Origin of the sequence: Liquorilactobacillus uvarum DSM 19971 (assembly GCF_001434935.1) — a bacterium.
GTDB lineage: Bacteria > Bacillota > Bacilli > Lactobacillales > Lactobacillaceae > Liquorilactobacillus > Liquorilactobacillus uvarum.
In genome coordinates, this window is sequence record NZ_AZEG01000001.1 from 190,178 (window position 1) to 215,189 (window position 25,012).

The following is a 25,012-nucleotide window of genomic DNA, read 5'->3' on the forward strand; positions in this document are numbered from 1 at the left end:
GCTCCCCCTATTTGTTTTTAATTGTTCTGATCTTTTTCGTTAAGATATTGCGCGATTATTTTATCGCGTTTTTCTAAAAAAATATCATTGACTGCATTCGGATGAACTCTATTTGTCAAAACAATTAGTCCATCCTGCTTATTTTTATCCAAAAGAATAAATGTACCTGTAAAACCAGTGTGATAAAGACACGCTTCATTCTGACTATTATAACGTAAATCCCAACCTAAAGATCGTCTCAAACTTCTGCTAGGCGTTTGATCTCTAAACAAATTCCAAATTGTCTGCTCATGCAGAATCTTTTTGTTTGGGTTATCCTCCAATATCCATGCTGAAAATTTTATTAAATCATGCAAGGACGTAAAGAGGCCCGCAGATCCGCAGCGTTCACCAATAATGTTAGCTTTAGGATCATGGACTTGTCCACAAATAAGCCCACGTTTTTTTGATAATTCAGTTGGGACACATTGTGCAGGATCTGGTACAAACGTACTTTCGTTCATTCCCAAAGGCTGCAGTATTTCGGAAACAATTACTTTTTGGACCGGCAGCTGATATATTTTCTCAATAATCAAACCGAGAAAAATCATTCCAATATCGGTATACACAACTTTTTTTTCAAACCATTCTCCTGTATGCAACGTATAAAGCGCATCTATCAACTCATTTGCATTTAAAGAATTGCGATTTTTTATATAACCAGTAATTGCCGAAGTATGTGTCAAGAAATGACGGATTGTAATGCGTTGATCTGAAAACTTAGGCAGAAATTTTTTAATTGGATCATCAAGTTTAATTTTACCTTTTTCAACTAATTTTAAAATAACGGTTGTCGTTCCGATAACCTTTGTCAGGGATGCAACATCGTACAACAAAGCAGGTTTCATCTCTTTTTCAACTGGTACGACTTGCCGTTTTCCAAATACTTCAGCTTTGACACTGCCATGATGCAGCAACGCATATGAAACCCCAGGAACAACATTTTCACTTACAAGTTCATGTAACATGTTTATTGTGCGTTTATTCCTCATTTTTTTCACTTCGATCATTGTTTAGTTTTTTCTGATTAATGCTGATAATATTAAAAACACCATCTTGGAAATCAACCTTGCTAACACGTGCGTTTTTCAATAAAAGCATTGGGACATCCCCCTTTAGTCCCTCAATAAAAACTGAAAGTACGATTGCATGTGCAACAATTAAAATATTGACCTCACCCTGCTTGTCTTTATATTCGTAGGCAATTTCTGTTAAAGTACGTGTCATTCGTTGATTAAGCTGCTGCGCATTTTCAATCTGAGTCGCTGTATCCATAATTTTGAACAAATTTGTTACCGCAGCGACATGCTGCTGTTGTCGAAAAGCCGCGATGATTTTGCGCAAACCTATTTTTCTTAAAACTGTCGGAACCAGTTTTCTATTCTTCATTTCCTCATAATTTCCGAAATTAAGTTCACGCAGCCCAGGAGCTGTCTTTATTGGCGGCTTTTTTTTGTTGTTTTGTTCTAAAATATACTGAGCAGTCTTTTGAGTACGCTTAAGATCACTTGTATAGATTGCTGTAAATTCTACATTATGAAGATCATCACCTAATTTTTTTGCCATAGCGATTCCTTTTTTAGTTAATGGAGAATCGGTAATTCCTTGAAGTCGACGACGCCGATTGAGTTCTGTTTGACCGTGCCTTACTAAATAAAAATGAACAATCATTCGTTCCACTTCCTTAACAAACCAGCTATTTTCTTTGCCTAATTTTACATATCGGTGATCAGATAGTACAATTATACCAAACAAACTTTAAAATGACTTAATTATAAGGGATTGATCAATGTGGCAAGCAATTCAGACTCCATTTTTAATTTACTATCTTTTTTAAAACGTCATCCGGATCAGTATAAACAGTTACAAACCTCATATAGTAATGTCATTCGTTTAATCATACCTGATAGTGTTCGAATTTCAGACCAAGAAATCTACTTTCCCGATAACAAGCTGATGGTAAACAGAATGCAAACCGATTTTATTGCACAACATGGAGATTTGCTTAATCATTATCAAGAAAAGACTAAACACCCTGATTTACATTTCAAAGATATCTGGATTACAACAGCACATATTACACACAAAAAAAGTTACTTACTTGAAATATCTTATGAGTGACGCTTCTTTCTTAATAGTTTTAAAAAACATAAAAAAGTTTGAAGAAGAAATCTGGAATTTTCCTGGATCTCCTCTTCAAACTTTTTTCAACTATTCACTGCAAATATTTTAAGTAAATTACAAATACAAAAAATTAACCTTTTCTAACAACGCGTGTAACAATCATTAAATCAATTGCAATCAGCATTGCTGTTACAAGGAAAACTGTCTCATAACTAAACAAACTCGAAACAAGCGAACCAACCATTGGTCCTGCCACTCCTCCAGCTGCTTGAAATGACTGGTTGTAGCTGAAAATGCGCCCAAATGCTTCGCTAGGGACATCAAGTGTCAAAATAGTCTGGACCGCCGGCAGCATTGCTGCACTAGAGAGCCCTAGTAAGAAACGCAAAAGTCCCAATTGCCACGGTGCTGTTACAAAAAACATAGGCACAAAAATAATTGCAGTAGCCAACAATCCGGTCAGTAAAATTCGTTCTGGCCCAATTTTATCCATCAAATGTCCAACTTTTGAGGCAAGTAGCAAGGTGCCAAAACCTGGCATAGCTGCAACAAAACCACTAACTAAAGAAATATTCCCCTGGCCGTTCATCAACTGACGTACCAGTAAACTAATAATCGGCGAAATCGACATTAGTGATGATTGCACAAAGAGCGTTGTCAAAAACATCACGATAATAAGTTTTGGCTGCCTTAGTTCATGGAAGATCTTTCCCATGGGTTTAATCTTTTTTGCAGGGATCGGAGTAAAGTGTTCTGTAACATACAAAAATGTCATTACAAAAACTAATCCCATTAAGATCCCTGTAATGAAAAATGTCATTCGATAACCAACTGCACCTGCAATTAATCCACCAAAAAGCGGGCCCAGCAGTGTTCCGGTTACATTAGCAGTCATTAAATTGCCCATTACCTGACCACTTTTCTTGTGCGGTGTTTCCCCCGCCATTAGCGCAGTTGCATTATTAATGTACCCTGAGAACGCTCCTTGCAGCAAACGCAAAACGATAACCATTAACACACTCTGTGCCATTCCTACAAAGAAAATAGTGAATGCCATAACTCCAGACGCACGCAAACACATTAATTTTCTTCCCTTGCGATCAGCCAAATTACCCCAAAATGGAGAAACAATTGCTTGTGACAAGTATGTAATAGAAAATGCAATCCCTGAATAGAGGTTGAGTTCCCATTTATTAAAATGACCCAAAGTATCCAAATACAACGAAATAAATGGCATCGTCATTGAATATCCTAATGCTGTGATGAAACATCCTATCCACAGAATCAGAAAACTTTTCTTCCAGACAGCTTGACGCCGCTCTTCTGCCTCTTTAGCCACAAAAAAACAATCCCTTCTTTAAGCAATATTCTTATAATAACATTGTCGGCCACTAATATCATAGCCTCAGTTTTAATTTTTCGAGTCTTCTTTCATTTCCCTCCTAATTATCCTCAAAAACAGTTATTCGTCCATAAAAAAACCTGACCCTTTACGTCAAAGAACATTTTTACATTTCTTCGATCACATAAAGTTCAGGTTTTTTACCATTATTCACTTTTAAACTTCTAATCAATTCAAAATTTAATCAATCGTCTAAGTCACGTTCAATATCCAACCCATACAAATTGCTTACAGGTTCTTTCTTATCAACCGGATGTACGACCAAAATTGTTGTGGCACCCTTACTGCTGACATAGCCTGCAAATTCAGCGACTTCTTCAACACGATAGGCCAACCCATCAGAATTATAAATATACTGACCAGCAACAGGCATACTCTCAAAATAAGTTTTATTCATCCGATAATAGTCATTTGTGGAAGATTCATGCATAACTAAAACAACTTTAAACATGTAAAAATCACCTCTGTAATTCCATAAGACAGGGCAGCAACTCGACATAGTAAATATTAAATTAACGACAACTCTGAAAGATAAAACCATTATAGCACGGCTTATATCCTAAACGTTGATAACCTTCTCCAAGAAAGTTTTAGTACGCTCATTTTGAGGATTATCAAAGACTTCTTCAGGTTTTCCTTCTTCCATTACTTTTCCATCGGCCATAAAGACAACCCGGTCAGCAACTTCTTTAGCAAAACCCATTTCATGTGTAACAACAACCATTGTCATACCCTTTTTAGCAAGGTCCTTCATTACTGTAAGAACATCACCAACCATTTCTGGGTCAAGTGCAGACGTTGGTTCATCAAATAACATAATATCCGGATTCATTGCAAGCGCACGTGCAATCGCTACACGCTGTTTTTGTCCACCTGACAAAGATTGCGGCATTGCATCATACTTATCATCCAATCCAACTGTACTCAAAAGCTGCTTAGCTGCATTAACAGCCTCTTCTTTTGACATTTTTCCAAGTTCAACCGGAGCAAGTTCAACATTTTGCCCAACTGTTAAATTATTAAAAAGATTGAAATGCTGGAACACCATGCCAATATTTTCACGCGCCTGGTCAATATTTGTTTTTGAATCACTAATGTTGTTACCATCTATGATGACTTTGCCTGATGTTGGTTCCTCCAGTCTGTTTAAGCACCTGAGCAATGTACTCTTTCCAGAACCTGAAGGACCAATTAGTACAACTACTTCATTTTGGGCAACCTTAAAATCAATCCCCTTTAAAACATGATTATCACCAAAATTTTTTTTAAGATCTGTTACATCAACTTTTAAATTTTTCATCAATCATTGATCCTCCGTTCTACCCATTTGGACAATAGTGTCAACACTGTAATAATTATTAAATAAATCAAAGCAATAATCGTCCAAATTTTAAAGCCTTCTAGATTACGTGCAATAATAATTTTACCAGTTTGTGTCAATTCAAGTATCCCAATAATTGACAAGATTGAAGTATCTTTTAAAGTAATGATGAACTGGTTAATAAACGATGGGATCATAATCTTAATCCCCTGCGGTAAAATAACTTTGCGCATTGACCTGCCAAACGGCAACCCTAAACTCCGAGCAGCTTCCATCTGTCCAGGATCAACTGCCGCAATTCCGCCTTTAACGAAGGCCGCTGTATATGCACCTTCATTTAGAGTCAGTGTGATAATACCTGCAATAAAGGCCGGGACCTTAGAACCAGTCAAACTTGGTACACCATTATAGATAAACAATGCTAAAACAAGTAAAGGCAATCCACGGAAAATATAAATAATCGTTGTTGATGCTCCACGCGCAACTTTGCTAGGCAGCACCCCAAGTAGTCCAACCAAAACACCAAAAATTGTAGCACAAATTATTGATACAACTGTTAACTTGATAGTTTCAAAAATACCCTCAAGGATAGCTGACTTATTTTGTTTTATCAAACCGATAAAAGTATGTCCTTCACTGTCAGCCTTGTCGTTAGCCTTTTTCTGAGATGAAGTTGCTGATTCACCAGTGTATTTTTTAATAATTTTATCATACTGACCATTAGCTTTTAATTTCTTCAATCCAGAATTAAACTTAGCCATCAGTTCTTTGTTCTTTCCCTTTTCAACAGCAAAACCATAACTGCCGGTATCAGTTGGCTTAGTAACAACTTTAAGACCTAACCCAGTTTTAACACCATAATTCAAGACCGCACTATCATCAAAACATGCAGCCGAATTTCCATTCTTAACATCATTATATACGTTATCAGAATCGTCAAAAGTTACAGTCTTAAAACCATAACGATCCTTAATTGAATTAGCATATGTAGCACCGGATGTTCCTGTCTTAACAGCAACCCTTTTGCCCTTCAAATCCTTAAGGCTTTTAACATCGCTTTTAGGAGCAACTGCCATAACTATCCCAGATTTGTAATAAGGTGTCGAGAAATCAAATTTTTCACGACGCTCATCGGTAATTGTCATTCCTGCAATCACACCATCAATTTGCCCAGAACTTAAGGACTGAACAGCTGCATTAAAACCAATTGGTTTAATATCTACCTTAAATCCTTCTTCCTTAGCGATCGAACGTATCAATTCCATATCAATTCCAACGTACTTATTATTGGAATTGGCATACACAAACGGGGGAAATGTTACATCGGTTCCAATTGTATATGTCTTTTCTGCAGCATCTACCTGTGGTTCATGGTAAACATTCATAAATACAAATAAGCCAAACATACAACTTATCAGAGCAATAATTTTTTTCATTCTATCTTCCCCTATAACTTTTAATTTTAATAAGTATATCATACTTCTGTTATTAAATGACACATCACTAATTTGATAGCGTTTTATGAAATAAAAAACTTTATTTAACAAAGTTAAAAAGTAAATAAGGTTTGCTTTGCAAAACAGTAAGAGAGAATTCACGTTATGTTTGAATATTAAGTTAATTATTTTCGTCAATGATTTGAAACCCGTAATTCTGGATATGCCGTTTTAAGATTTTTAGATATTCAGCCGCTGTTAGGCTTAATTCGATTTGTTTATGCTTTACTAATCCAAGTGTCATCGAATCGTCCACGTCAAGAGGGATAGCAACAATCTTATCATCATTTAGGTCATTGCTGATAATTCCAGAACTTATCGTATAGCCATTAACACCTGCCATTAAATTAAAAATTGTGGCCCGATCACTGACTTTAATATTTCTTTTGTGTACTATTGTGCTCAAAATTTCTTCAGCAAAGAAGAATGAGTTTGCGTCACCCTGTTCGTACGAAAGGTATGGGTAATCTTCAAGATCGGCCAATTTAACGCTCTTTTTTTTAATTAAAGGGTTACGGTAACCAACAAAAATATGTGGTTTTGCATTAAATAATGGCTGAAACTCCAAATCATTTTCTTTCATAATTTTCTGCAAAACCTTTTCATTAAAATTGTTTAAATAAAGTATCCCAATTTCACTTTTAAACTCATTCAAATCATCAAAAATGTTCTGTGTCTCTGTTTCGCGCAAAGTAAAATTATATTCGTCAACATCTAGCCCCTTTAACAATTCAACAAATGCACTCACAACAAAAGCATAATGCTGGGCTGAAACAGAGAATGACTTTTTACGCGGCTCATGTTTTTTATACCGCTCCTGCAATAAACTTACTTGATCAGTTACTTGCTTTGAATAACTCATAAACTCTCTTCCGTCATCAGTCAGTGAAACACCGGTCTTTGTCCGCAGCAAAAGCTTGATTTTTAATTCTTCCTCCAGTTTTTTGATTGCGTTCGAAAGGCTAGGTTGTGTCATAAAAAGCCTTTTAGATGCTTCGTTAAAAGAACCTGTTTTCACGATCATTTCTAGATACTCAAGTTGCTCTAAGCGCATTGTTTCCCTCCTGTTAAAAATTTTATTTTCATTTTACCACTATGTTATAGCTTATAACTATAACAAATAATCAATTCTGTCACTTATCCAATAAACAAATATAGTGTTACCTTATTCATAATAATAAAAGGGGGAAAATTTTATGGCCACATCTGTTATCGGATTCCCGCGCATTGGCGAGAATCGTGAACTGAAATTCAGTACTGAAAAATACTTTCGCAATGAAATTACACAAAAAGAATTATTTGATCAAGCATCCCAACTTCGTCTGAAACATTGGAAATTGCTACAAGACGCTGGTGTTGATTATATCCCTAGTAATGACTTTTCATTCTATGATACAACACTTGACACGGCATTATTATTTAATATCATACCGCAAGAAGCCGCTGATTTAGACCTTAGTCCTCTTGATAAATATTTCGCCCTTGCTCGCGGATATCAAGGTGAAAAGGGAGATATCAAGGCCTTGCCGATGAAAAAGTGGTTTAACACTAATTATCATTATCTCGTGCCTCAGTTCGATAAAACAACGCAAATTAAATTAGTTGGCGATAAAATTTTTGCTGAATTTGAAGAAGCAAAAGCAGCTGGAATCAATACACGCCCTGTACTAGTTGGCCCTTATACCCTGCTGCATCTTAGTGAGTTTGCTGATGATGTTAAATTGGAAGACTTCGTTCCGCAAATTATTGCTGTTTACACAGAAGTCATCTCAAAACTCAATGAACTCGGTGTATCATGGCTGCAAATCGATGAACCTTCGCTTGTTAAAGATATGTCAGCACAAGATCGTGTCTTATTCAATAAGATATATGATGCACTTCTGGCCAAAAAAGCTAGTTTAAAGGTTTTACTTCAGACCTACTTCGGTGATGTTCGCGATAATTATTCTGACTTAATCAAGCTTGATTTTGACGGACTTGGTCTTGATTTTATTGAAGGTCGAAAAACATTAGAGCTTGTAAAAAGCGGCTTTCCAGATGAAAAATTTTTGTTTGCCGGACTTGTTAATGGTAAAAATATCTGGCGCAACAATTATCAACACACATTGAAGACTGTTAAACAGTTAGCCACAAAAAATATCGTTCTTTCAACTTCATGTTCATTACTGCATGTCCCTTTCAGCGTAGCTAATGAAGAGTTCAAACCGAAAATAAAAGCACATTTTGCATTTGCAAAAGAAAAATTAGCTGAACTCGTTGCACTTTCTTCAATTTTTGAAGGCAAAAATGACAATCTGCTTGCTAAAAATCAGAAATTGTTTGCTGGAAATCGCATTAATAGCAACGAGGCTTTAAAAGAAAAAATCGCGAATCTGACCGAGGCTTCATTCGTTCGCACTCCTGAGTTCTCTAAGCGAGAAGCACTGCAAAAAGAAGAGTTCAAACTTCCTCTTCTGCCGACAACCACGATCGGTTCATTTCCACAAACACGCGAAGTAAAAAAAATGCGTGCACGTTTTAAACGTCATGAGCTTGGACAGGAAGAATATGATGCTTTTATTGCTAAAAAAATCAATGATTGGCTTAAATGGCAAGAAGAAATTGGCCTTGACGTTCTAGTTCACGGAGAATTTGAACGTAACGATATGGTTGAATATTTCGGACAGAACTTGAGCGGTTACCTTTTTAGCAAAAATGGTTGGGTTCAATCTTATGGCACACGAGGAGTTAAACCACCTATCATTTGGGGTGATGTGACACGTCAAAAGCCTATCACTATCAAGTGGTCTAAATATGCCCAAGAACAAACGGATAAAATTGTTAAGGGCATGCTGACCGGGCCGGTAACTATTCTAAATTGGTCATTTCCACGTGAAGACATCCCAGTAAGTGAATCTACCCTTCAAATTGCACTTGCAATTCAAGAAGAGGTTCTTGATCTTGAAGCTAATGGTATTCGTATCATTCAGATCGATGAAGCTGCTTTGCGTGAAAAACTTCCGCTGCGTAAGAGTGATTGGTACAGCGAATATCTTGATTGGGCAATTCCAGCTTTCCGTTTAGTACACAGCAAAGTCAAGCCTGAAACACAGATACATACGCATATGTGCTACAGTGAGTTTACTGATATTATCCCCGCCATTGATAATATGGATGCAGATGTTATTTCATTTGAAGCCTCACGTTCCAATCTCGAAATTCTAGATGCACTGCAAGCTCAGAATTTTAAAACAGAAGTCGGCCCAGGTGTTTATGATATCCATTCTCCGCGCGTTCCTTCCGTCAATGAGATTGAAAATGCAATTCATAAAATTCTACAAAAGGTCCCTGAACACAAGGTCTGGATTAATCCTGACTGTGGACTCAAAACACGTGGAGAACGTGAAACAAAAGCAAGTCTTAAGAATTTAACAAGTGCCGCACAGAAAATCCGAAAGGAGCTTGGGGAATGTGAATGACAATCATCCTTCTTTATCTTTTGAAGTCTTCCCACCAAACACACAAGCAGGCATGGATAACATAGTAACAACACTTGATCAGCTTCAAACACTTAAGCCTCGTTTTATTAGTGTTACCTGTAGCAATAATAAAAATGATATTGAAGAAACAACACTTAAATTGGCTGGTTATATTAACAACACACTAAATATTCCTGCGATTGCCCACTTGCCAGCTGCATATCTCAGCGCAGAACAAGTCAAAAGAATATTGACGGAACTGAATGCTTTAAATATCCAGCAAGTACTTGCCCTTCGAGGCGATATTATTCCGACAGTTCCTTGCAAAAAAGACTTCCGGTATGCTAGCGATCTAATTAAATTCGTTCATATTCAAGAACCTACCTTCAAAATTTCAGGGGCTTGTTATCCTGAAATTCATCCAGAATCACCGGATTTAGTTTCAGATATTCATTATTTAAAACAAAAGGTCGATGCTGGATGTACTCAGTTGATCACACAGCTGTTCTTTGACAATGATAAGTTTTTTGGATTTAAGGAAAACTGTGCTTTAGCAGGTATCAATGTTCCAATTATAGCTGGTATTATGCCCATCACCAATAGAAAGCAAGCTTTGCGTTTGATTAAAACTACTTCGGCTCACCTTCCTAAAAAATTTCTGGCTATTTTTGATAAATATGAACATGACCCTGAATCACTTCGAACAGCTGGTCTAGCTTATGCAGTTGACCAAATTGTCGATCTTATAACTCGAGGAGCTGAAGGTATCCATCTATATACGATGAACCATGCTGAAACAGCTATAAACATTCAAAAAACAATTGGTTCTTTATTCAACACTAATGAACAACCTAGTAAATAATTTGAAGTTAGACAAAAGAATCTTGCCTTATGGAACACCCTGATTCGGGATCAGTAAAAAAGCTAAACCAGAATTTAACTTTTGACCTAGTCCCTACCCACATTTTATTTTAGATTTAAAATATAAATCACTTTGTATATCCCAACAAAAAAGGAAGCTGCGATTTTGAATGTCGCAGCTTCCTTTTTATTCTCGTTATAATGATAGGGGTTAACGTTTAATTATTTAAAAAAATGGTACTTTAGAAGCAAAACAATAATTAGATGTTTTATCAGAATTCATTCTCAACTTCAGAACGGGGGCAATCAATTTGAATAACAGTATGCGTAACTTTATTCAAGCCCTTTAATTTATTCGTAAGCTGCTCTAAAACGCTCGCAGAATCAATGTTTTTTCTAAGACTAACGTGTACCGATACGGCAGCATCATTTGTTCCTATACCCCAAACATGCAAATCATGGTAATCTATTACTTCATCGCAACTTTTAATAACCTGAACGATCTTTTCTACATCCACATCATCCGGCACAGCAGACATTAGCAGTTGCAGAGATTGTCTAAGAAGTCCCCATGAAGAACAGATAACTAAAACAGCCACAATTATACTAGTTAAAGAATCAATAAAGCCCCATCCGGTCAAGCTGACAAGCAGTCCCGAGCAAACTACCCCTAATGAAACCATCCCATCAGCGGCCATATGCAAAAAAGCTCCTTTAATGTTTAAATCTTTTTTGCTGTCTTTCTGAAAAAGAAAGGCTGTAGTAAAATTAATGAAAACACCTAATAGCGCCACTCCAGCAACAGCTAGTCCTTGATTTGATCTTTGCATGTCAAAATTTGCAATTGCCTCAATAACAATCCAAATCATTGCTGCTAAAACAAAAATCGCATTAGCAAAGGCCCCCAAAACGGTTGCTTGCTTGTAGCCATAAGTCATTTTGGGAGTTCTCTTTTTAAAACTGATGATCCCAGCAAACCATGAAACTAAAAGTCCCAAAACATCACTTAAATTATGCATAGCATCTGTCATTAAAGCAACAGAGCCAAATAATATACCGAAAGTCAATTCAAAAATGATATATATGGTATTCAATCCAATACCGATCTTAAAAGGCAGCCCATACTGTTTTCTATACTTGCTCACCGAATCATTCCTTACAGATTACTATTGATAACTAATTTTAACTTAAAATGATGAACAGGTCTATCAAAACAAAATACGTTTAGCAATTCAGACTAAGATACTGAAAACATACCAAAAACCAGAAGAACCTATTAAAAGCAGTTTATCCATTGCCGTTTGCAAACGCAAATGTTTCATAGCAAAACCCCAAAATACTTTTTTTATAAAATATTAAAATACCCTTGAAAATTAAGCTCAAGTAATCTTACTAAAATTTTGTTTTTGGTACCCTTCTCACATTTTTCACAGTAAAATCTTTTTAGTGCAATTTTAAGTTTTCTTCTACTATATTGTCATATAAGCTACGCATAATAAAAATAAAAAGTGCTGTCAAAAAATATGAAAAAACAATATCCGATAAGAAATGCGCACCGATAATTAACCGTGATAGTCCTAGAACTGCACCATAAATAATTCCAACTATCCAAAGCCGCTTGCGCACTGTACCTATAGCAAACCATGAAAAAACAATACACAGAGTTCCCGCCATTGTATGTCCAGAAGGAAAAGACTTGTGTCCATTAACACCATTCGGATGCAGCCACGATGTAAAATCATGTTGCGATGTACTCAGTTCATATGGACGGACACGCCCCCAAAAATCTTTGAGTGCCATATTCACCTCAAGAGAGAACCACACAGTTAAAGAAGCAAAAATACCTACCACTAGATATCTTTTTATCTGGTCATCATTTTTATTTTTCAACCAAAAAACAATAAGCATTGTGACACAAATATATACAACAAACCATATAATAGTCGCCTCTTTCGGCGATAAGTCTGCCGTATTAGCATCACTATTTGCTAATCCCATCGCTTTACTATTATGTATATTCGTCAATGCAGCAATTGAATAACTTGAAACTTCATTTATATACTGCTTAACCTGCCATGCTGACAGTGCGATTCCTCCCAAAAACAACGGAACAGCAAATAACGTGTTCTTCCTACAGCGAACCGCGTAAATTGCGGCTATTTCCCCACTCAGAACAAAAATAAAGTAAACTGGAAATTCTCCAAAAGTTTGAAAAACTGTTCCGAAAATACTATTGTAATTAATCACAGTGTTGCTAATTGTCAAATCTCCAAAAGTAGCAGTAACTAAAAGAAATGTACAAACTATCGCTGCAATCAAAAATAATTTTTTCTTTGAAACATTAGACATAGTCTCACTCTCCTTCACAATACTTGGAACACCTCAATAGTAACGAGTGTTTGTAAAGATTTAATCATAAATTAGCTTCAAACGTGTAAACAAAGTGTAAAAGTTTGAATTATCAGAAAAATATCATAATGTTTGCTATTAGACGTTTTTATTTTTATAATTTACTTCAGTGAGGAAACGTTTTATATTTAACTTGAAATTTATTTAATAAACTACTAAAGATCGAGGTTGGACTATGTTAGAGCCAAAAAAAAATGTACCAAATTTAACTTCAAAATTAAGATCAGATATCGTAGAAACGCCATCCGTGATTAGAGATGCATCTGGTATCAATCTCTTTGGTAAAAGGATTAAAAGTATCATTTATACAATGGACGTCGCAGTAATTGCCAACTGCAATGCAGATGCTGTTTTAGCGGTCTACCCATGGACACCCAATACCAAAATATTGCAAGCCATCTCAACTGTTTCGAACGTCCCAATCTTAGCCGGAATCGGTGGAGGTCTCACTAAGGGACTTCGTTCAGCAACAATCGGCTTTTTTGCAGAGGAGAACGGGGCTCAAGCCGTCGTATTGAATGCACCCACGCCGCTCGAAACATTAATTAGTGTCGGTAAGGTGGTAGATGTTCCAATAATTTATACCGTCGTAAATAAAAGTATTGATATTAAACAAAGAATCAACGCTGGCGTTAAAGCTTTCAATGTAGCCGGCGGAAAAGATACAGCCAACCTTGTTCGCTGGCTGCGAAATGAATTAAAGGACACCTCACCTAATTTTCCGATAATCGCATCTGGGGGAAAACAGACGCCCAGATAAAGGAAACAATTGATGCAGGCGCTAATGCCATTACTTTTACTGCATATGGTGTAACCGAGGCAACTTTCCAGAAAAAAATGGAAAAATATCGGAAAGAAAACTAATCTCCAACTTTAATCATCACAAAAAATCTTCTAGTAGTTTTATGCTACTGCGGAAGATTTTTTCTTTTTCAGAATCAAAAAATGAACATGCAGAATGTTTGCGTAATAAACTTGGATTACCCTTGGTCGGTCCCTGCTCATAGATAATGCTGACTGTTCCAAACTTTAAAATATGTTGGTACAGATACTAAAATGATTTGGTAAGAGACAAAGACCGAGTACTAACCAAAATCTGCCATCGTCAGTCTATATCTTTTTTAAATAAATCCGCTGCAAATCGCTCAAGTCTCCATCTGATAACTGCATAGCAACATGCATATATTCCCGCACACTGCCATAATTATTTATAAGAGCTTGACGAGCTTTATCCAACGAACTGCCTTGAACATAAAATGAAGAATTCATTTCATTGATAAAATCCATTAAATCATCACTTTGCAGCTTTCTTCGCAAATCATTTTGATCTACTGTTTCATACACAAGATTCGTCAATAAATAATCTCGCCTAATAATTTGATAATCGATTCCTAACGCAGATAAAACCAAAAAACAAGCCACTCCAGTTCGATCTTTGCCTGCTGCACAGTGAAAAAGCAAGGATTTCCCTATTTTATTGTTGTCCAGCAATTCGGAAAACATCATTCGAAATGCCAGTTGTGAATGTTTACTGAGGATCATTGTTACATATGGTTCTGAGAAATCATTTTCATATATATCGTTTTCATCCTCAAGGGCAGGAAGATCCGAAGAACCTTTGTCACCTAGAGAATAGACCGGATAAGAACGATATATCACCCGCCTGGAAATACGATCCGGCGACATTTCACATTCAAATGGTGATCGCAGATCGATCACATAATTAAGTCCATAATTAAATAACCGTTTTGCTTCTTTGGATGATAACCGGCTCATGTCACCTGAACGAAGCAATTTTTGCCAGCGTATCATCCGACCGTCGTGAGTTTTGTATCCCCCCAGTTCACGCAGATTCACACTATTGGCAACATTTAAGATTCTCTCCGGTTTCACTTTTAGTCACCCTCTTGAGCCTAGCTTCAAATCATTTTAGAGCCTGCGTGGTTCAAATCCACACTAATATAAAAAAACTCTACAATCTAAACTAGTTGTTTTTTCAAAGTGTCAAAAACCCATAGAAACTGCTGTACATGTTATGATACGTAAAAATAGATCTGCTTAAAATAAATTATCCAAAAAATTTATTATCGAAACGTAATTTTAGTAAATCAATCTCTCTATTGACAAAATCTCGCTCTTTTTGAGTAATATTATCATGTAATTGCAACAATTTGGCTAGTATATATCTTGTCTTCCTAATCAAGAACTCTAAATCTGCTCTGTTTTTTACACCTGTTTTATAGAATTGCAGCAGTTCTTGACATGAATTGCATGCATTATCAATAATAAATACATGTTTCTTGCTTTCGTGGATAGAAATAACCGACCCAGATGTATCATAAGCAAATTGAATCTCATTAAAATTTCGCATAATAATTCTTACTTGATCTCTAATATCATCATTAGGCTCATATCCGTACAGCATGATTTCACCACCTGTCAAATTCATAGACTACCTCAATTATACAATGAAAGCGGTATAAATTACTTATTTTTTGCCTAAAATTATTTTGTACTTTACAGAACTTTTGTCATTCCGCAATCATAATTTAATCACTTTCTCAAAAACTAGAATTTCATCTTAGCCCTAATTCTCAAACTTTATATCGTATAAACTTTCACTTAAAAAATTTACTTTTAGAAACTATCCGCGGTCTATAAACAATAATTGTTCTTTAAATGCATCTAGCTAATCATAACTTAGTACGTTTTCCGGTCACAATAAGTGCATCAAAAATATTATCTAGTATCATTTTCTATTTTTTGTGTAATAAAATACACACATAGTAACAAGAAGTGTGCTATTATTAAAAATATTAAGAAAAGTATAAGATTATATTTTTCAACAAGAGACGTCCAAAAACTGATGACTTAAAAAGCTGCTTTACTATATAGGGGGAATTTAAAAATGCATCATTCACCAAAATTTATACATAGTTTATCTAAAACCAGCATGCTCATCCTTTCATTCTTTACACTTTCACTTGCAATCACCACTTTACCGGAATCTAGCTCCATCGAAAAAGTAAATGCTGCAAAAGTTGATCAAGGAAAACTGGTTAAGCTCACTACAAAAAAGAATTCAGTTTCATCTCGATACGAAACGAATGAACATGGCATTTTTTATATTAAGGGAAAAGCGATTAAAAATGTTAAGCTCACCGTCAAAGGAGCAAATTTTAAAACATTAAAAAAGAGTGTTAAAAAAGGAAAACACTTTAAAGTGCAAGTTCAGCTTGATGATTCAAAGAAAAAGATAAATCTTAAATTAACGGCAACTTCGGGAAACAAACACAGCAGCAAAAAAATTAATATCTATAACCGATCAGATTCATACCTATCAGCAATTGCCAGCTCTAAAGCGTCCTCATCGGCCAGTGTTGCAGCTGAAGAATCAGCCAGCAGTTCTGCTGAAGAGTCATCTGAAGCCGCATCTTCCAGTTTAGCAGCTGCTGAATCGGCCAGTGCTGCCCAATCATCTAGTGCAGCAAAAGCTCAAAATGAAGCTGCCGAACAGTCTTCTAAAGCAGCTTCAGCAGCTTCGTCATCAAGTGCAGCAGCGACTTCATCTGCGGCTGCCGCAAGCTCCACTGCTGCAGCGCAGGCAAATAACAGTAACAGTAATGGCGGAGATGATCTATATACAGGTACCCAAGGCCAAATAATTGGAAATTCCAGATCACACATTTATCATGTCCCTGGGCAAGCTGGATATCATATGAATTCTGCCAATGCCGTTTACTTCGCTAATGAGCAGGATGCCCAAGCCAACGGCTATCGAAAAGCTTTGCGTTAAAAATAGTCACATATTCTGAAAAAGCATCGATGCTTTTTCGCGTTTATACATGTGAAAACAGAAAATTTACAAAAAAACAAATTGCGCCCTCTCTCTCCTCCATTAAGCAGCATACTTGGAGAGTGTTTGTTGATTTTATCTACACATCTAATGTTATGTAAAATATCGGATTTTTTGTACTAATATATATTTTAGTTTAAACTTTACGATGATAGGAGGAGATAAAATGATAAATAGCTACAAAGAGTTTTGGAAAAACATATTAACGTGGAATGCTACTGCCACACGTTCACAATATTGGTGGCCAATAATCATCAATTACATTTTGGGTGGTATCATAGCCGGTATATTCGAAAATCTTTTGGGTCACCCTGTTGAGGAAATTTACAGCGTTGGTGATCTTGGAACTAATTTAGTTGCAAAATTTATTATATTTTTAGTTTGGTTAGCGACACTAACACTCAAAGCCCGCCGTTTACATGATACAAATCACAGCGCTGGCTGGCTTTTTATAACCTTGGTTCCGCTAATCGGACAAATTTGGCTCCTTGTACTCTTTTTGTTACCTAGTGTTAAAAATTCACGTTGGACGACAAATCAAAGTGAGGTTCAATAATTTTAAAAGAAAATGTGCCACTAGCCGCTAAATTTTAACCAGTAATCACAGAAACATTTTGAAGCGAGTGGCTATGAGTAATTGATAATTACGCAGAGAAAGCTGATAATTGATGAAAACACATTGATTTCTATAATACAACATTAAAACAGAGCGGGGATAGAAAGGATAATGAACTGTACCCCGCCCTGTTTTTTTAATATACTAATATATTTTTAAAAAATTCCTGTTTACCTAATTCAGTTCAGGGGAAAATCTCAGCTCGTTTCTTTTGATTATGTTTCTCTTCTCATTGCTATTCATCATGGCGATACGTTCAATTGTTTTGATTGCTTTATCTTACCCTTAACTTCGATTTTTTCTGTTCTCCAAATGTTAAAGTTCCTTACCAAAGTGCTACAATATCCTTAAAGAGGTTACGGAAAGGTCGGTAGAAAAATGTCATTATTTAATAATAATAAAAAAGCTGATGGACTTTTGGAAGATAGAGGATTAGCAAACTTAGACAGAGATGCTTTCTGGCAAGTCAGGGCTATTTTGAGTGAACTTGAAGAGGAACAACTGCTAAAAAACAGCAAAAAAGTAATCTCCAGCGACTATGTTGCAGAAAAAGCTACCGCTAGTTATTTGAGAGCCATTGTTGAACAGAACTGGGTATTGATAGCTCAAAATGATCAAATTATTAAGGGACTTAATTCAAAAAATAAACCGTCTGCTCCAAAGGAATAATTTATAATTTTCTACCATTCTTTTCTGTATTTCACTTTAGTTCTGCCCTCAAAAATTCTTTTCGCATTTTAACTCCAAATACCATCCTTTTACTAAACTTTTGGGGCCATTGCTTTTTGCATATTTTTAAATTCTGGTGCCATTCTTTTTGACTTTTGCGTTATAATTAAATTATCATTTAAGAAAGGAGGTGCATGCTGGATGTTTACAGAAACAGATATTAGTAATATTCTACGGCAGCATGGTGTTGAAAATAAAAATAATACACTCGCAAAAGCACTTTATGATATTTTTAAACTGTCTGCTCAAGAACGAACAAGCGACCAGCTTTAAAAGGTAGTTACCGCTTGACTTGTCTGTAAACTTCTAGTAGTTCACGACTGAATGATGGAACGCTCATTAAGTCGTGTCGCAGAACTACTAGAGGTTTTTAGTGTCTATAATAAAGAAAAGCATATATTCTGCTTCAAAATTCCAAGCGGATTACAATTAAACGAATATTTCTAATTTAATCCGTTTAACATAGATGTTGAATTTAAATTGAACACAAGCTAATGTCAATATACACTATTGTGATACATGGTTAGCAACTCAATTTAAAATAATAGTTCTTTCCTTAAAACTGCTGTTGTTTCCTTCAACAGCAGTTTTAATAATCTATTTTTAAATTCTTGCTCTCAACAGGCTAAAAAGACCTTGCTACAAAATTATTTCTAAATAGCTGGCAAACCACTATTCACTTCAAAAATTATTCATAAGTTTTGTTCAACAGAAGTTAGCGGATAACTACAAATGCACAATCAAACACTTCCTAATTTCTTGTCATTAAGAGCTCTTAAGCCATAAGTACTCTTACTTCATGCTATAATATTCCTCATAATTAAACACAGGAGGTATTCTATGACTTCGGAGAAAAAAATGATGGTGGCTGGAAAACTTTACGCCTCAAATGATGCCGAACTAGTTAAAATGCGCAAAAATGCAAAAAAACTTGTTTATGAATATAATCAAACTCTGCCGCAAGAAGATGGCAAACGTGCACAATTGCTTCAAAAAATGGTAGATTGTCCCAGCAAAGATGCATATATTGAAATTCCTACCCGCATGGATTACGGTGAAAACATTCATTTGGGAAAGAATTTCTATGCTAATTATGACAGTATTTTTTTGGATATAGCACCTATTTCGATCGGTGACAATGTTTTATTTGGCCCACGAGTTGGACTTTATACAGCTGGTCATCCTCTTGTACCAAGTGTTCGCAATGAATACTTGGAATATGGTCATCCAATTAAAATCGGTAACAATGTCTGGCTCGGCGGCAACGTTGTTATCTGTCCTGGAGTCACGATCGGTGATAATGCAGTCATCGGTGCTGGAGCAGTTGTAACAAAAAACATTCCGGCTGATGTGATTGCTGCGGGTGTCCCTGCCCGGCCTATTCGGGAAATAACATCTAAAGATGAAAAGTTCTGGCAAATTGAAAAAACTAAATATTTGGAAGAAAGAGATGCTTTTAAATAAAAAAATTTTTTTGTTCGCCAGAGACTAGTCAAAAAAATTAGCTCGTCATTATTCCTATAAAAACTACATCAACCAGTACTACTTATCTAAACTCACTCTTTGCCGAGAAATTTTCTTCTAAACTAAATTCATGATAAGTAAGAAGACATTCCTCTGGCCTTATTTTTTCAAAAAAAAGCTAACTTACTGCTCAAAGTATCTTTTTCACTCTTACTTTGGCAAAAGTTAGCTTTTTTATTTCCACTTTTAATAATTTTGTGTAATTTAAAACCCATGATCAGTAACTTTATCACTAAATGCAAAAGCATAAATCATTTTACCGAAAATTAAGTTTAACAAATTAAACTAATATTCAATTTATATTCTAATTCTAATGTTTTTGCATAATATTTTATAATTTTTGTTAAAACATATATAATTTATATTGACTTTAAAACTGTGTATTCTGTAAAAATAAAATATTTTTATTATAGCTAATGTTATTCAATTTTTTCATAGTGTCATCTGCCTTCCATATAATTCTTCATGCTCCACGCTACATCTAAGATTGAAAGTACTATCAAAAAATTTAAGCGGACAAAGATATCTAGTTTTTAACTAAAAGAAAACGACTTCTAGCCAGGGGCCGTTATAATCTTGGGTAAAATAAGAGATTTGGTTGATGTTAAATCGAAATTCAAAGACAGTAATAATAACTAACAGTAGGATTATTTTTTGATGCCGACATTGCCTTATGTATATAAAAAGCATTTTAAAATCTAGCCACAAAAACTATTTCTGTCCAAACACTGAAGACATTAAAAGCTGATTTATTAGGGGGATTTATTATGAACAAATTATCAAAATTCGGGCTAACCACTGTCTTAGCCTGTTCGATGGCAAGTGCAACTTTCATTGGGGTTTCTTTACGCAACACTGATGTTGTATACGCTAAAGCTCAACAAGTAACTCTTGGCGCAGGAACCTTCAAGGTCGGAAAAACAAAAGATATCAAACCTGGTCGTTACATAATCAAAACCACTAATGGTAGTGGAAATATTTCAGACAGCACCGGAAACATTAATATTATTTTAGGACAAACAACTGATAATGATAGTGGTCAAATTGACTCATACACAACGACTCTCAAAAAAGGAGACAATGTGAAAATAGAAGGAATTGAAGCTACAAGTTTCGCACCTGCGGGTAAAAGAACCTACCAAACTCAATTGAATGCTGGTGACTGGATTGTTGGAAAAGACATTAAACCCGGCAGCTATGTTATAACAGCTTTACAAGGTAGTGGAAACATTGGAACAGATGATGGGGATGTTAACGAAATTCTGGGAACTACTAGCGATTCTGACGCTGGACAAGTAACAAAAGTTACAGTCAATCTGACTAGAGGACAGGTTTTGAGCACTAACATAGAACAGATAGAATTAAATAAAAAATAAGGAGATTCGTATATGAAAACGACAAAATTAGTGGCAGGCATTCTAATGATTGTTCTATCTGTGTTTATTGGTTTCCAATCAATGGCTGTAGGCTTGGGAGACGCCCTTGAAAATAATAATAATACAAGCGGATCAGGCGGAATTATTGTAGCAATTCTTTTCTTAGTAGCAGGTATTGTTTATTTAGCAACCAAATCTAAGAAGAAACTTGGTGGCGATATTGCAAATCTTATTTTGCTTTTGATTGCATGGATTATCGGCTTATCAAACATCGGTGTTTATTCAGATCTTGTAATTTGGAGTTGGTTGGCATTTATTATTGGAGTGGGCTTCTTTATTTGGCACTTAGTAAAAAATAAAAAATTGAAAAATAAAACACTTTAGTTGTAATAGTAAAATTAGCCTAATGACTTGGGGCTGGCTCAAAATTTAACTTTTGAGCCGGCCCCTTTTATTAATTCTGTATGAACGTGTTCCATAAGTCAAAATGCTCCCTCTAATTTCGAAATATTTAAATTTTACCGAATTGTGTCACACTCCATTAATTATAATTGTACAAGGTCACTTACTTCTTACTTGACTACTAATTGCTTATGCTAAATCGGCTATAAAATTAACTAATACAGAGATTATAACTGTGTTGAATAGAAAAGAAATCAGGGCATGTCCCAATGCTGCCTTACGAAAACTTGTAGTAGAAAAATTCGTATCAGAAACTTGATAAGTCATCCCTATCGTATAGGACAAATAGGCAAAATCCCAAAAACTTGGGAGACTGTCATTATTGAAATCAACCCCCCCTTCTTTCTTGTCATAACTTTTCTTGTAATATAGTTCAGCGTAATGGAATGTGTATACTGCATGGACCAGGCTCCATGAAACAGGAACACTTATTAATCCTACTCCGAGTTCCATGGGATCTCCTTTGCCAGCAGTCACCAAAAATACAACAACAATTAAGCTAACACAACTGGCCAAAATTATAAATATGTCCAAAAAAGAATAGCGTATACTCTCAGTTAAAACAATTTTTTTAGTATGCTCTCCTGTTAACGGTTGAAAATTAAACCACATTAGGGACATCACAGTGACAGCACCGGCATTCCAGCTCATCAACAATGAGATTTCCCAATTGAAATAAGCTTTTAGTACGAAACCACTTGCCAACCCTAATACAACAGCAATAAAAAGATGCACCCATTTTTGCCGAAACAATCTTTTTCTTTGTTCTTTTTTCATAAAATGTTCCTCCGTTTTTAGTTATAGGTTATTTATTACTGTCATTGTAGGTTGTCTGCAGTAAAAACTCGATCAATTAGCACTATATGTTATTAGTTGCCTCGTGTTCAACAAGTCTATTTTTAATTGTAATAAAATTTAAATAATGTGAATCATATTTTGTGTACGCTCAATATGTTAGAATTAGAATGTAGCAAATATAAATGATTGGTGGACTTAGAAATGTTGATTTTAGGTTTTGCACTATCTCTAGCTCCTCCTAGACCTTTTCATTTCAAAACTTGTAACTACTACAGTCAATAAAAAATGGAGAGTGTATTATACATGGTGGAAGCGATCAATTTAAAATCAGGCATGATTTTTGAAAAAGGCGACAAACTTATTAGAGTACTTGAAACTAATCATCACAAACCTGGTAAGGGTAATACAGTAATGCAAATGAAGTTGCAAGATATTCGGTCTAACTCTATTGTCCAAACAACTATGCGGCCAACTGAAAAAGTTGACCTAGCTATTGTTGACAAAAAGCAGGCACAATTTTTGTACAAACAAGGTGAAGTCTTTTATTTCATGGATTTAGATACGTACGATCAATACGAATTATCGGCTGAACAAATTGCAAATGAAGTAAAGTATTTAATTCCAGAATTAAAAGTTCAATTAGATTTCTGCAACGAAGAACTAATTGGCGTAGAACTGCCGACTACTGTTACTCTGCGTGTAACAGAGACTTCGCCTAACATCAAGGGCGCTGCTGCAGCTAGTGGTGGAAAACCTGCTACTTTAGAAACTGGATTGGTGGTCACTGTGCCAGATTTCATTCAAGAAGGCGATACACTGGTTATTAACACTACAAATGGGACTTACAAACAGAGAGCATAGAGTTAATTTCTTCTGTGGCAAATTCCGTCATTGAAATTTTCTTTTAACACTACAGCAAAACTTGTTTAATAACCACATATCAACAGTACAGGCTTAATTGCAACAACAGTAAAAAGTTACGTAGAGGTTCCCTTTCGATCCAATTTTGGTTGTACTAGCCATTATACTGTATCGAAGGGAGCTTTTATTTTGTCTTAAGAACTTTTGCTTAAAACTTGATAATAAACACGTAGACACTATATATCAATTCAAAAATTTTAAAACAAATTACATTCAAAATTGGAGGAGCTACTGATGAATAATCAAGAACTACAAGAATACATCACTAACAACAGCCGTGCTGTTAAAATTTTCTGGGATAAAGCGCTGGTATATCAGCAGGCAAAAAATAAAAAAAGACAGCCAGCTAAGAGATGGAATGAAACAATGTTAGAACGTGCAGCAGATAAAATGCTTAATACCTTCATCACGGGTATCCACGATAAAATAAAAATGTATGTTAAAGAGGACCAATTTGAACCTCAAAAAAGCTGGATCAAGTTTATAGAGGACAACGAGGTTTTAGATGAATTAGAAGAGTCTGTAGTAGAAATGGAATTTGCCTGAAGTTCACTCTTAAAAAAATATACTATTATGGTTAAATAAGAAAATATTTTCTAATGTGTCAAAAACTATTATTAATTGGGAATGGTAAACTTGAAAAAAACCTATGATGTGATAATTGCATTTTTAGCTGTAACATCAATTGTTATGGTGATTATGGACTATGCCAATGCGATAACTCTGGTCAGTGCACCGTACAGTTACATAGACAACAGTATTTTATTGCTTTTTACGATCGATTATTTTTCACGTTTTGCCTTATCCAAAAATAAAATCAGTTTCTTCAAAAATAACATTTGGGATTTGCTCGCTATTTTACCCGTGAATTCTATCTTTTCGTTTTTCAGAATAGCAAGAATAGCACGTGTCGCTAGAAGTATCCGTGTGATGAAAGTTTTGAGACTAACAAGACTTGTTGGCTTAAGCGGAAAATTGCAAAAAAACGCAAAAAAATTTCTGAAAACAAACGGCCTAATATACTTAATTATTGTTAGTTTATTCATATTAGCAACAGCAGCCGTTTTATATTCGTTGGCTGAAAACGTCCCTCTCGGTGAAGCATTTTGGTGGGCTATCGCAACTGCAACAACTGTCGGTTATGGGGATATCTCACCTCATACTGCTATTGGAAAATTTGCCGCTGTTATGTTGATGTTTGTGGGTATTGGATTTATAGGTATGCTGACAAGTTCTCTCACCGCCTTTTTTACACATGAAGAAGACAGCAACAAAAAGGTGCTTGAGAAATTAGACAGAATTGAAAAAGAAAACTTAGAATTAAAAGAAGCCATAAATCGGTTGAAGCATTAAAAATCCTCTTTTCCTTTTTTTCATAGAGTGAAAACTTACTGTAAATAGAAAAAACAAGATGTTCTTTTTCAAAAGTAATAATATACAACCAATCTAAAATTAATTAATGTTATTGATAAGTAATACTATATTTTTACCATGAAACGACCAAGCTAACCTATAACACTTTCAGACACAGTACAGGTATGACGTATGGCATATTAGATCAAGATGCTCCTATCCTAGTATTTGGTACATAAATTTCTGAACAGTTGTGCCATAATTAAT

At 35.4% G+C, this 25,012-nt stretch carries 25 protein-coding genes and 1 pseudogene; 14 read left to right on the forward strand and 12 right to left on the reverse strand.

Annotation, left to right across the window (positions count from 1 at the left end):
* Nucleotides 1–17: 17 nt before the first annotated feature.
* Nucleotides 18–1,031, reverse strand: coding sequence for a serine hydrolase domain-containing protein (locus tag FD20_RS00875; protein ID WP_057735684.1), 1,014 nt, complete (start codon nucleotides 1,029–1,031; stop codon nucleotides 18–20).
* Nucleotides 1,021–1,710 carry a histidine phosphatase family protein gene (locus FD20_RS00880; RefSeq protein ID WP_057735626.1) on the reverse strand — a complete coding sequence of 230 codons (690 nt, stop codon included), beginning with the start codon at nucleotides 1,708–1,710 and terminating at the stop codon, nucleotides 1,021–1,023. The genes FD20_RS00875 and FD20_RS00880 overlap by 11 nt, the downstream gene beginning before the upstream one ends.
* A 120-nt stretch (nucleotides 1,711–1,830) precedes the next feature.
* Between FD20_RS00880 and FD20_RS00885 the strand changes: the two genes are divergently transcribed.
* Nucleotides 1,831–2,160, forward strand: a complete 330-nt coding sequence (locus FD20_RS00885) for a hypothetical protein (protein WP_057735628.1) — start codon at nucleotides 1,831–1,833, stop codon at nucleotides 2,158–2,160.
* Nucleotides 2,161–2,293: 133 nt separating this feature from the next.
* Here the strand turns inward: FD20_RS00885 and FD20_RS00890 are convergent, their stop codons facing one another.
* The 5 genes from FD20_RS00890 to FD20_RS00910 all read right to left on the reverse strand — a co-directional run bounded on the left by FD20_RS00890 (nucleotide 2,294) and on the right by FD20_RS00910 (nucleotide 7,436).
* Nucleotides 2,294–3,502 carry an MFS transporter gene (locus tag FD20_RS00890; RefSeq protein WP_057735629.1) on the reverse strand — a complete coding sequence of 403 codons (1,209 nt, stop codon included), beginning with the start codon at nucleotides 3,500–3,502 and terminating at the stop codon, nucleotides 2,294–2,296.
* 247 nt (nucleotides 3,503–3,749) lie between these two features.
* Complete coding sequence (locus tag FD20_RS00895; RefSeq protein WP_057735631.1) at nucleotides 3,750–4,016, reverse strand: hypothetical protein; 267 nt, start codon at nucleotides 4,014–4,016, stop codon at nucleotides 3,750–3,752.
* A gap of 108 nt (nucleotides 4,017–4,124) precedes the next feature.
* Nucleotides 4,125–4,865, reverse strand: coding sequence for an amino acid ABC transporter ATP-binding protein (locus FD20_RS00900; RefSeq protein WP_057735632.1), 741 nt, complete (start codon nucleotides 4,863–4,865; stop codon nucleotides 4,125–4,127).
* Entirely contained in the window at nucleotides 4,865–6,322 is a 1,458-nt protein-coding gene (locus FD20_RS00905; protein ID WP_057735634.1) for an amino acid ABC transporter substrate-binding protein/permease, read from the reverse strand. Before FD20_RS00905 ends, FD20_RS00900 begins: the two co-directional genes overlap by 1 nt.
* Nucleotides 6,323–6,503: 181 nt before the next feature.
* Entirely contained in the window at nucleotides 6,504–7,436 is a 933-nt protein-coding gene (locus FD20_RS00910; protein ID WP_057735636.1) for a LysR family transcriptional regulator, read from the reverse strand.
* A 142-nt stretch (nucleotides 7,437–7,578) separates the two neighbouring features.
* On the opposite strand from FD20_RS00910, the gene metE reads away from it, so the two are divergent.
* Both metE and metF read left to right on the forward strand, forming a co-directional pair.
* The gene (metE, locus tag FD20_RS00915) at nucleotides 7,579–9,840 is read left to right on the forward strand and encodes a 5-methyltetrahydropteroyltriglutamate--homocysteine S-methyltransferase (RefSeq protein WP_057735638.1); all 2,262 of its coding nucleotides are present in this window, start codon (nucleotides 7,579–7,581) and stop codon (nucleotides 9,838–9,840) included.
* Nucleotides 9,833–10,702, forward strand: a complete 870-nt coding sequence (metF, locus tag FD20_RS00920) for a methylenetetrahydrofolate reductase [NAD(P)H] (RefSeq protein ID WP_057735639.1) — start codon at nucleotides 9,833–9,835, stop codon at nucleotides 10,700–10,702. Before metE ends, metF begins: the two co-directional genes overlap by 8 nt.
* 271 nt (nucleotides 10,703–10,973) lie before the next feature.
* On the opposite strand, the gene FD20_RS00925 is transcribed toward metF, so the two are convergent.
* Nucleotides 10,974–11,846: a cation diffusion facilitator family transporter gene (locus FD20_RS00925; protein ID WP_057735641.1), complete on the reverse strand. Its 873-nt coding sequence runs from the start codon at nucleotides 11,844–11,846 to the stop codon at nucleotides 10,974–10,976.
* Between the two features lie 298 nt (nucleotides 11,847–12,144).
* Nucleotides 12,145–13,050 carry a phosphatase PAP2 family protein gene (locus tag FD20_RS00930; protein ID WP_057735642.1) on the reverse strand — a complete coding sequence of 302 codons (906 nt, stop codon included), beginning with the start codon at nucleotides 13,048–13,050 and terminating at the stop codon, nucleotides 12,145–12,147.
* Nucleotides 13,051–13,285: 235 nt separating this feature from the next.
* Here FD20_RS00930 and FD20_RS00935 point away from each other — a divergent pair.
* A pseudogene (locus FD20_RS00935) lies at nucleotides 13,286–13,974 on the forward strand (beta/alpha barrel domain-containing protein).
* 246 nt (nucleotides 13,975–14,220) lie between these two features.
* Here the strand turns inward: FD20_RS00935 and FD20_RS00940 are convergent.
* Nucleotides 14,221–15,003: a tyrosine-protein phosphatase gene (locus FD20_RS00940; RefSeq protein ID WP_057735643.1), complete on the reverse strand. Its 783-nt coding sequence runs from the start codon at nucleotides 15,001–15,003 to the stop codon at nucleotides 14,221–14,223.
* Nucleotides 15,004–15,178: 175 nt separating this feature from the next.
* Nucleotides 15,179–15,535 (reverse strand): hypothetical protein, encoded by a 357-nt coding sequence (locus tag FD20_RS00945; RefSeq protein ID WP_157060812.1) that lies wholly within the window; start codon nucleotides 15,533–15,535, stop codon nucleotides 15,179–15,181.
* Nucleotides 15,536–16,018: 483 nt separating this feature from the next.
* On the opposite strand from FD20_RS00945, the gene FD20_RS00950 reads away from it, so the two are divergent.
* The 7 genes from FD20_RS00950 to FD20_RS00975 all read left to right on the forward strand — a co-directional run bounded on the left by FD20_RS00950 (nucleotide 16,019) and on the right by FD20_RS00975 (nucleotide 21,595).
* Nucleotides 16,019–16,906 carry a sunset domain-containing protein gene (locus FD20_RS00950; RefSeq protein WP_057735646.1) on the forward strand — a complete coding sequence of 296 codons (888 nt, stop codon included), beginning with the start codon at nucleotides 16,019–16,021 and terminating at the stop codon, nucleotides 16,904–16,906.
* A gap of 226 nt (nucleotides 16,907–17,132) precedes the next feature.
* On the forward strand, nucleotides 17,133–17,522 hold the full coding sequence (locus tag FD20_RS00955) for a DUF805 domain-containing protein (RefSeq protein WP_057735647.1): 390 nt from the start codon (nucleotides 17,133–17,135) through the stop codon (nucleotides 17,520–17,522).
* Nucleotides 17,523–17,960: 438 nt separating this feature from the next.
* Nucleotides 17,961–18,251, forward strand: coding sequence for a hypothetical protein (locus FD20_RS00960; RefSeq protein WP_057735649.1), 291 nt, complete (start codon nucleotides 17,961–17,963; stop codon nucleotides 18,249–18,251).
* A gap of 201 nt (nucleotides 18,252–18,452) precedes the next feature.
* Nucleotides 18,453–18,584, forward strand: coding sequence for a hypothetical protein (locus FD20_RS13955; RefSeq protein WP_268871928.1), 132 nt, complete (start codon nucleotides 18,453–18,455; stop codon nucleotides 18,582–18,584).
* Nucleotides 18,585–19,151: 567 nt separating this feature from the next.
* Nucleotides 19,152–19,775 (forward strand): sugar O-acetyltransferase, encoded by a 624-nt coding sequence (locus FD20_RS00965; protein ID WP_057735651.1) that lies wholly within the window; start codon nucleotides 19,152–19,154, stop codon nucleotides 19,773–19,775.
* 827 nt (nucleotides 19,776–20,602) lie between these two features.
* A complete protein-coding gene (locus tag FD20_RS00970) occupies nucleotides 20,603–21,211 on the forward strand; it encodes a hypothetical protein (protein WP_057735653.1) in 609 nt (202 codons plus the stop codon).
* Between the two features lie 12 nt (nucleotides 21,212–21,223).
* Complete coding sequence (locus FD20_RS00975; protein WP_057735655.1) at nucleotides 21,224–21,595, forward strand: hypothetical protein; 372 nt, start codon at nucleotides 21,224–21,226, stop codon at nucleotides 21,593–21,595.
* Nucleotides 21,596–21,802: 207 nt separating this feature from the next.
* Here the strand turns inward: FD20_RS00975 and FD20_RS00980 are convergent, their stop codons facing one another.
* A complete protein-coding gene (locus FD20_RS00980) occupies nucleotides 21,803–22,450 on the reverse strand; it encodes a DUF1345 domain-containing protein (RefSeq protein WP_057735657.1) in 648 nt (215 codons plus the stop codon).
* A 324-nt stretch (nucleotides 22,451–22,774) separates the two neighbouring features.
* Between FD20_RS00980 and efp the strand changes: the two genes are divergently transcribed.
* From efp to FD20_RS00995, 3 genes are all read left to right on the forward strand, one after another.
* Nucleotides 22,775–23,332 (forward strand): elongation factor P, encoded by a 558-nt coding sequence (efp, locus tag FD20_RS00985; protein ID WP_057735658.1) that lies wholly within the window; start codon nucleotides 22,775–22,777, stop codon nucleotides 23,330–23,332.
* A gap of 294 nt (nucleotides 23,333–23,626) precedes the next feature.
* Nucleotides 23,627–23,938, forward strand: coding sequence for a hypothetical protein (locus FD20_RS00990; protein WP_057735660.1), 312 nt, complete (start codon nucleotides 23,627–23,629; stop codon nucleotides 23,936–23,938).
* An 81-nt stretch (nucleotides 23,939–24,019) separates the two neighbouring features.
* A complete protein-coding gene (locus FD20_RS00995; RefSeq protein ID WP_057735685.1) occupies nucleotides 24,020–24,745 on the forward strand; it encodes a potassium channel family protein in 726 nt (241 codons plus the stop codon).
* Nucleotides 24,746–25,012 lie beyond the last annotated feature (267 nt).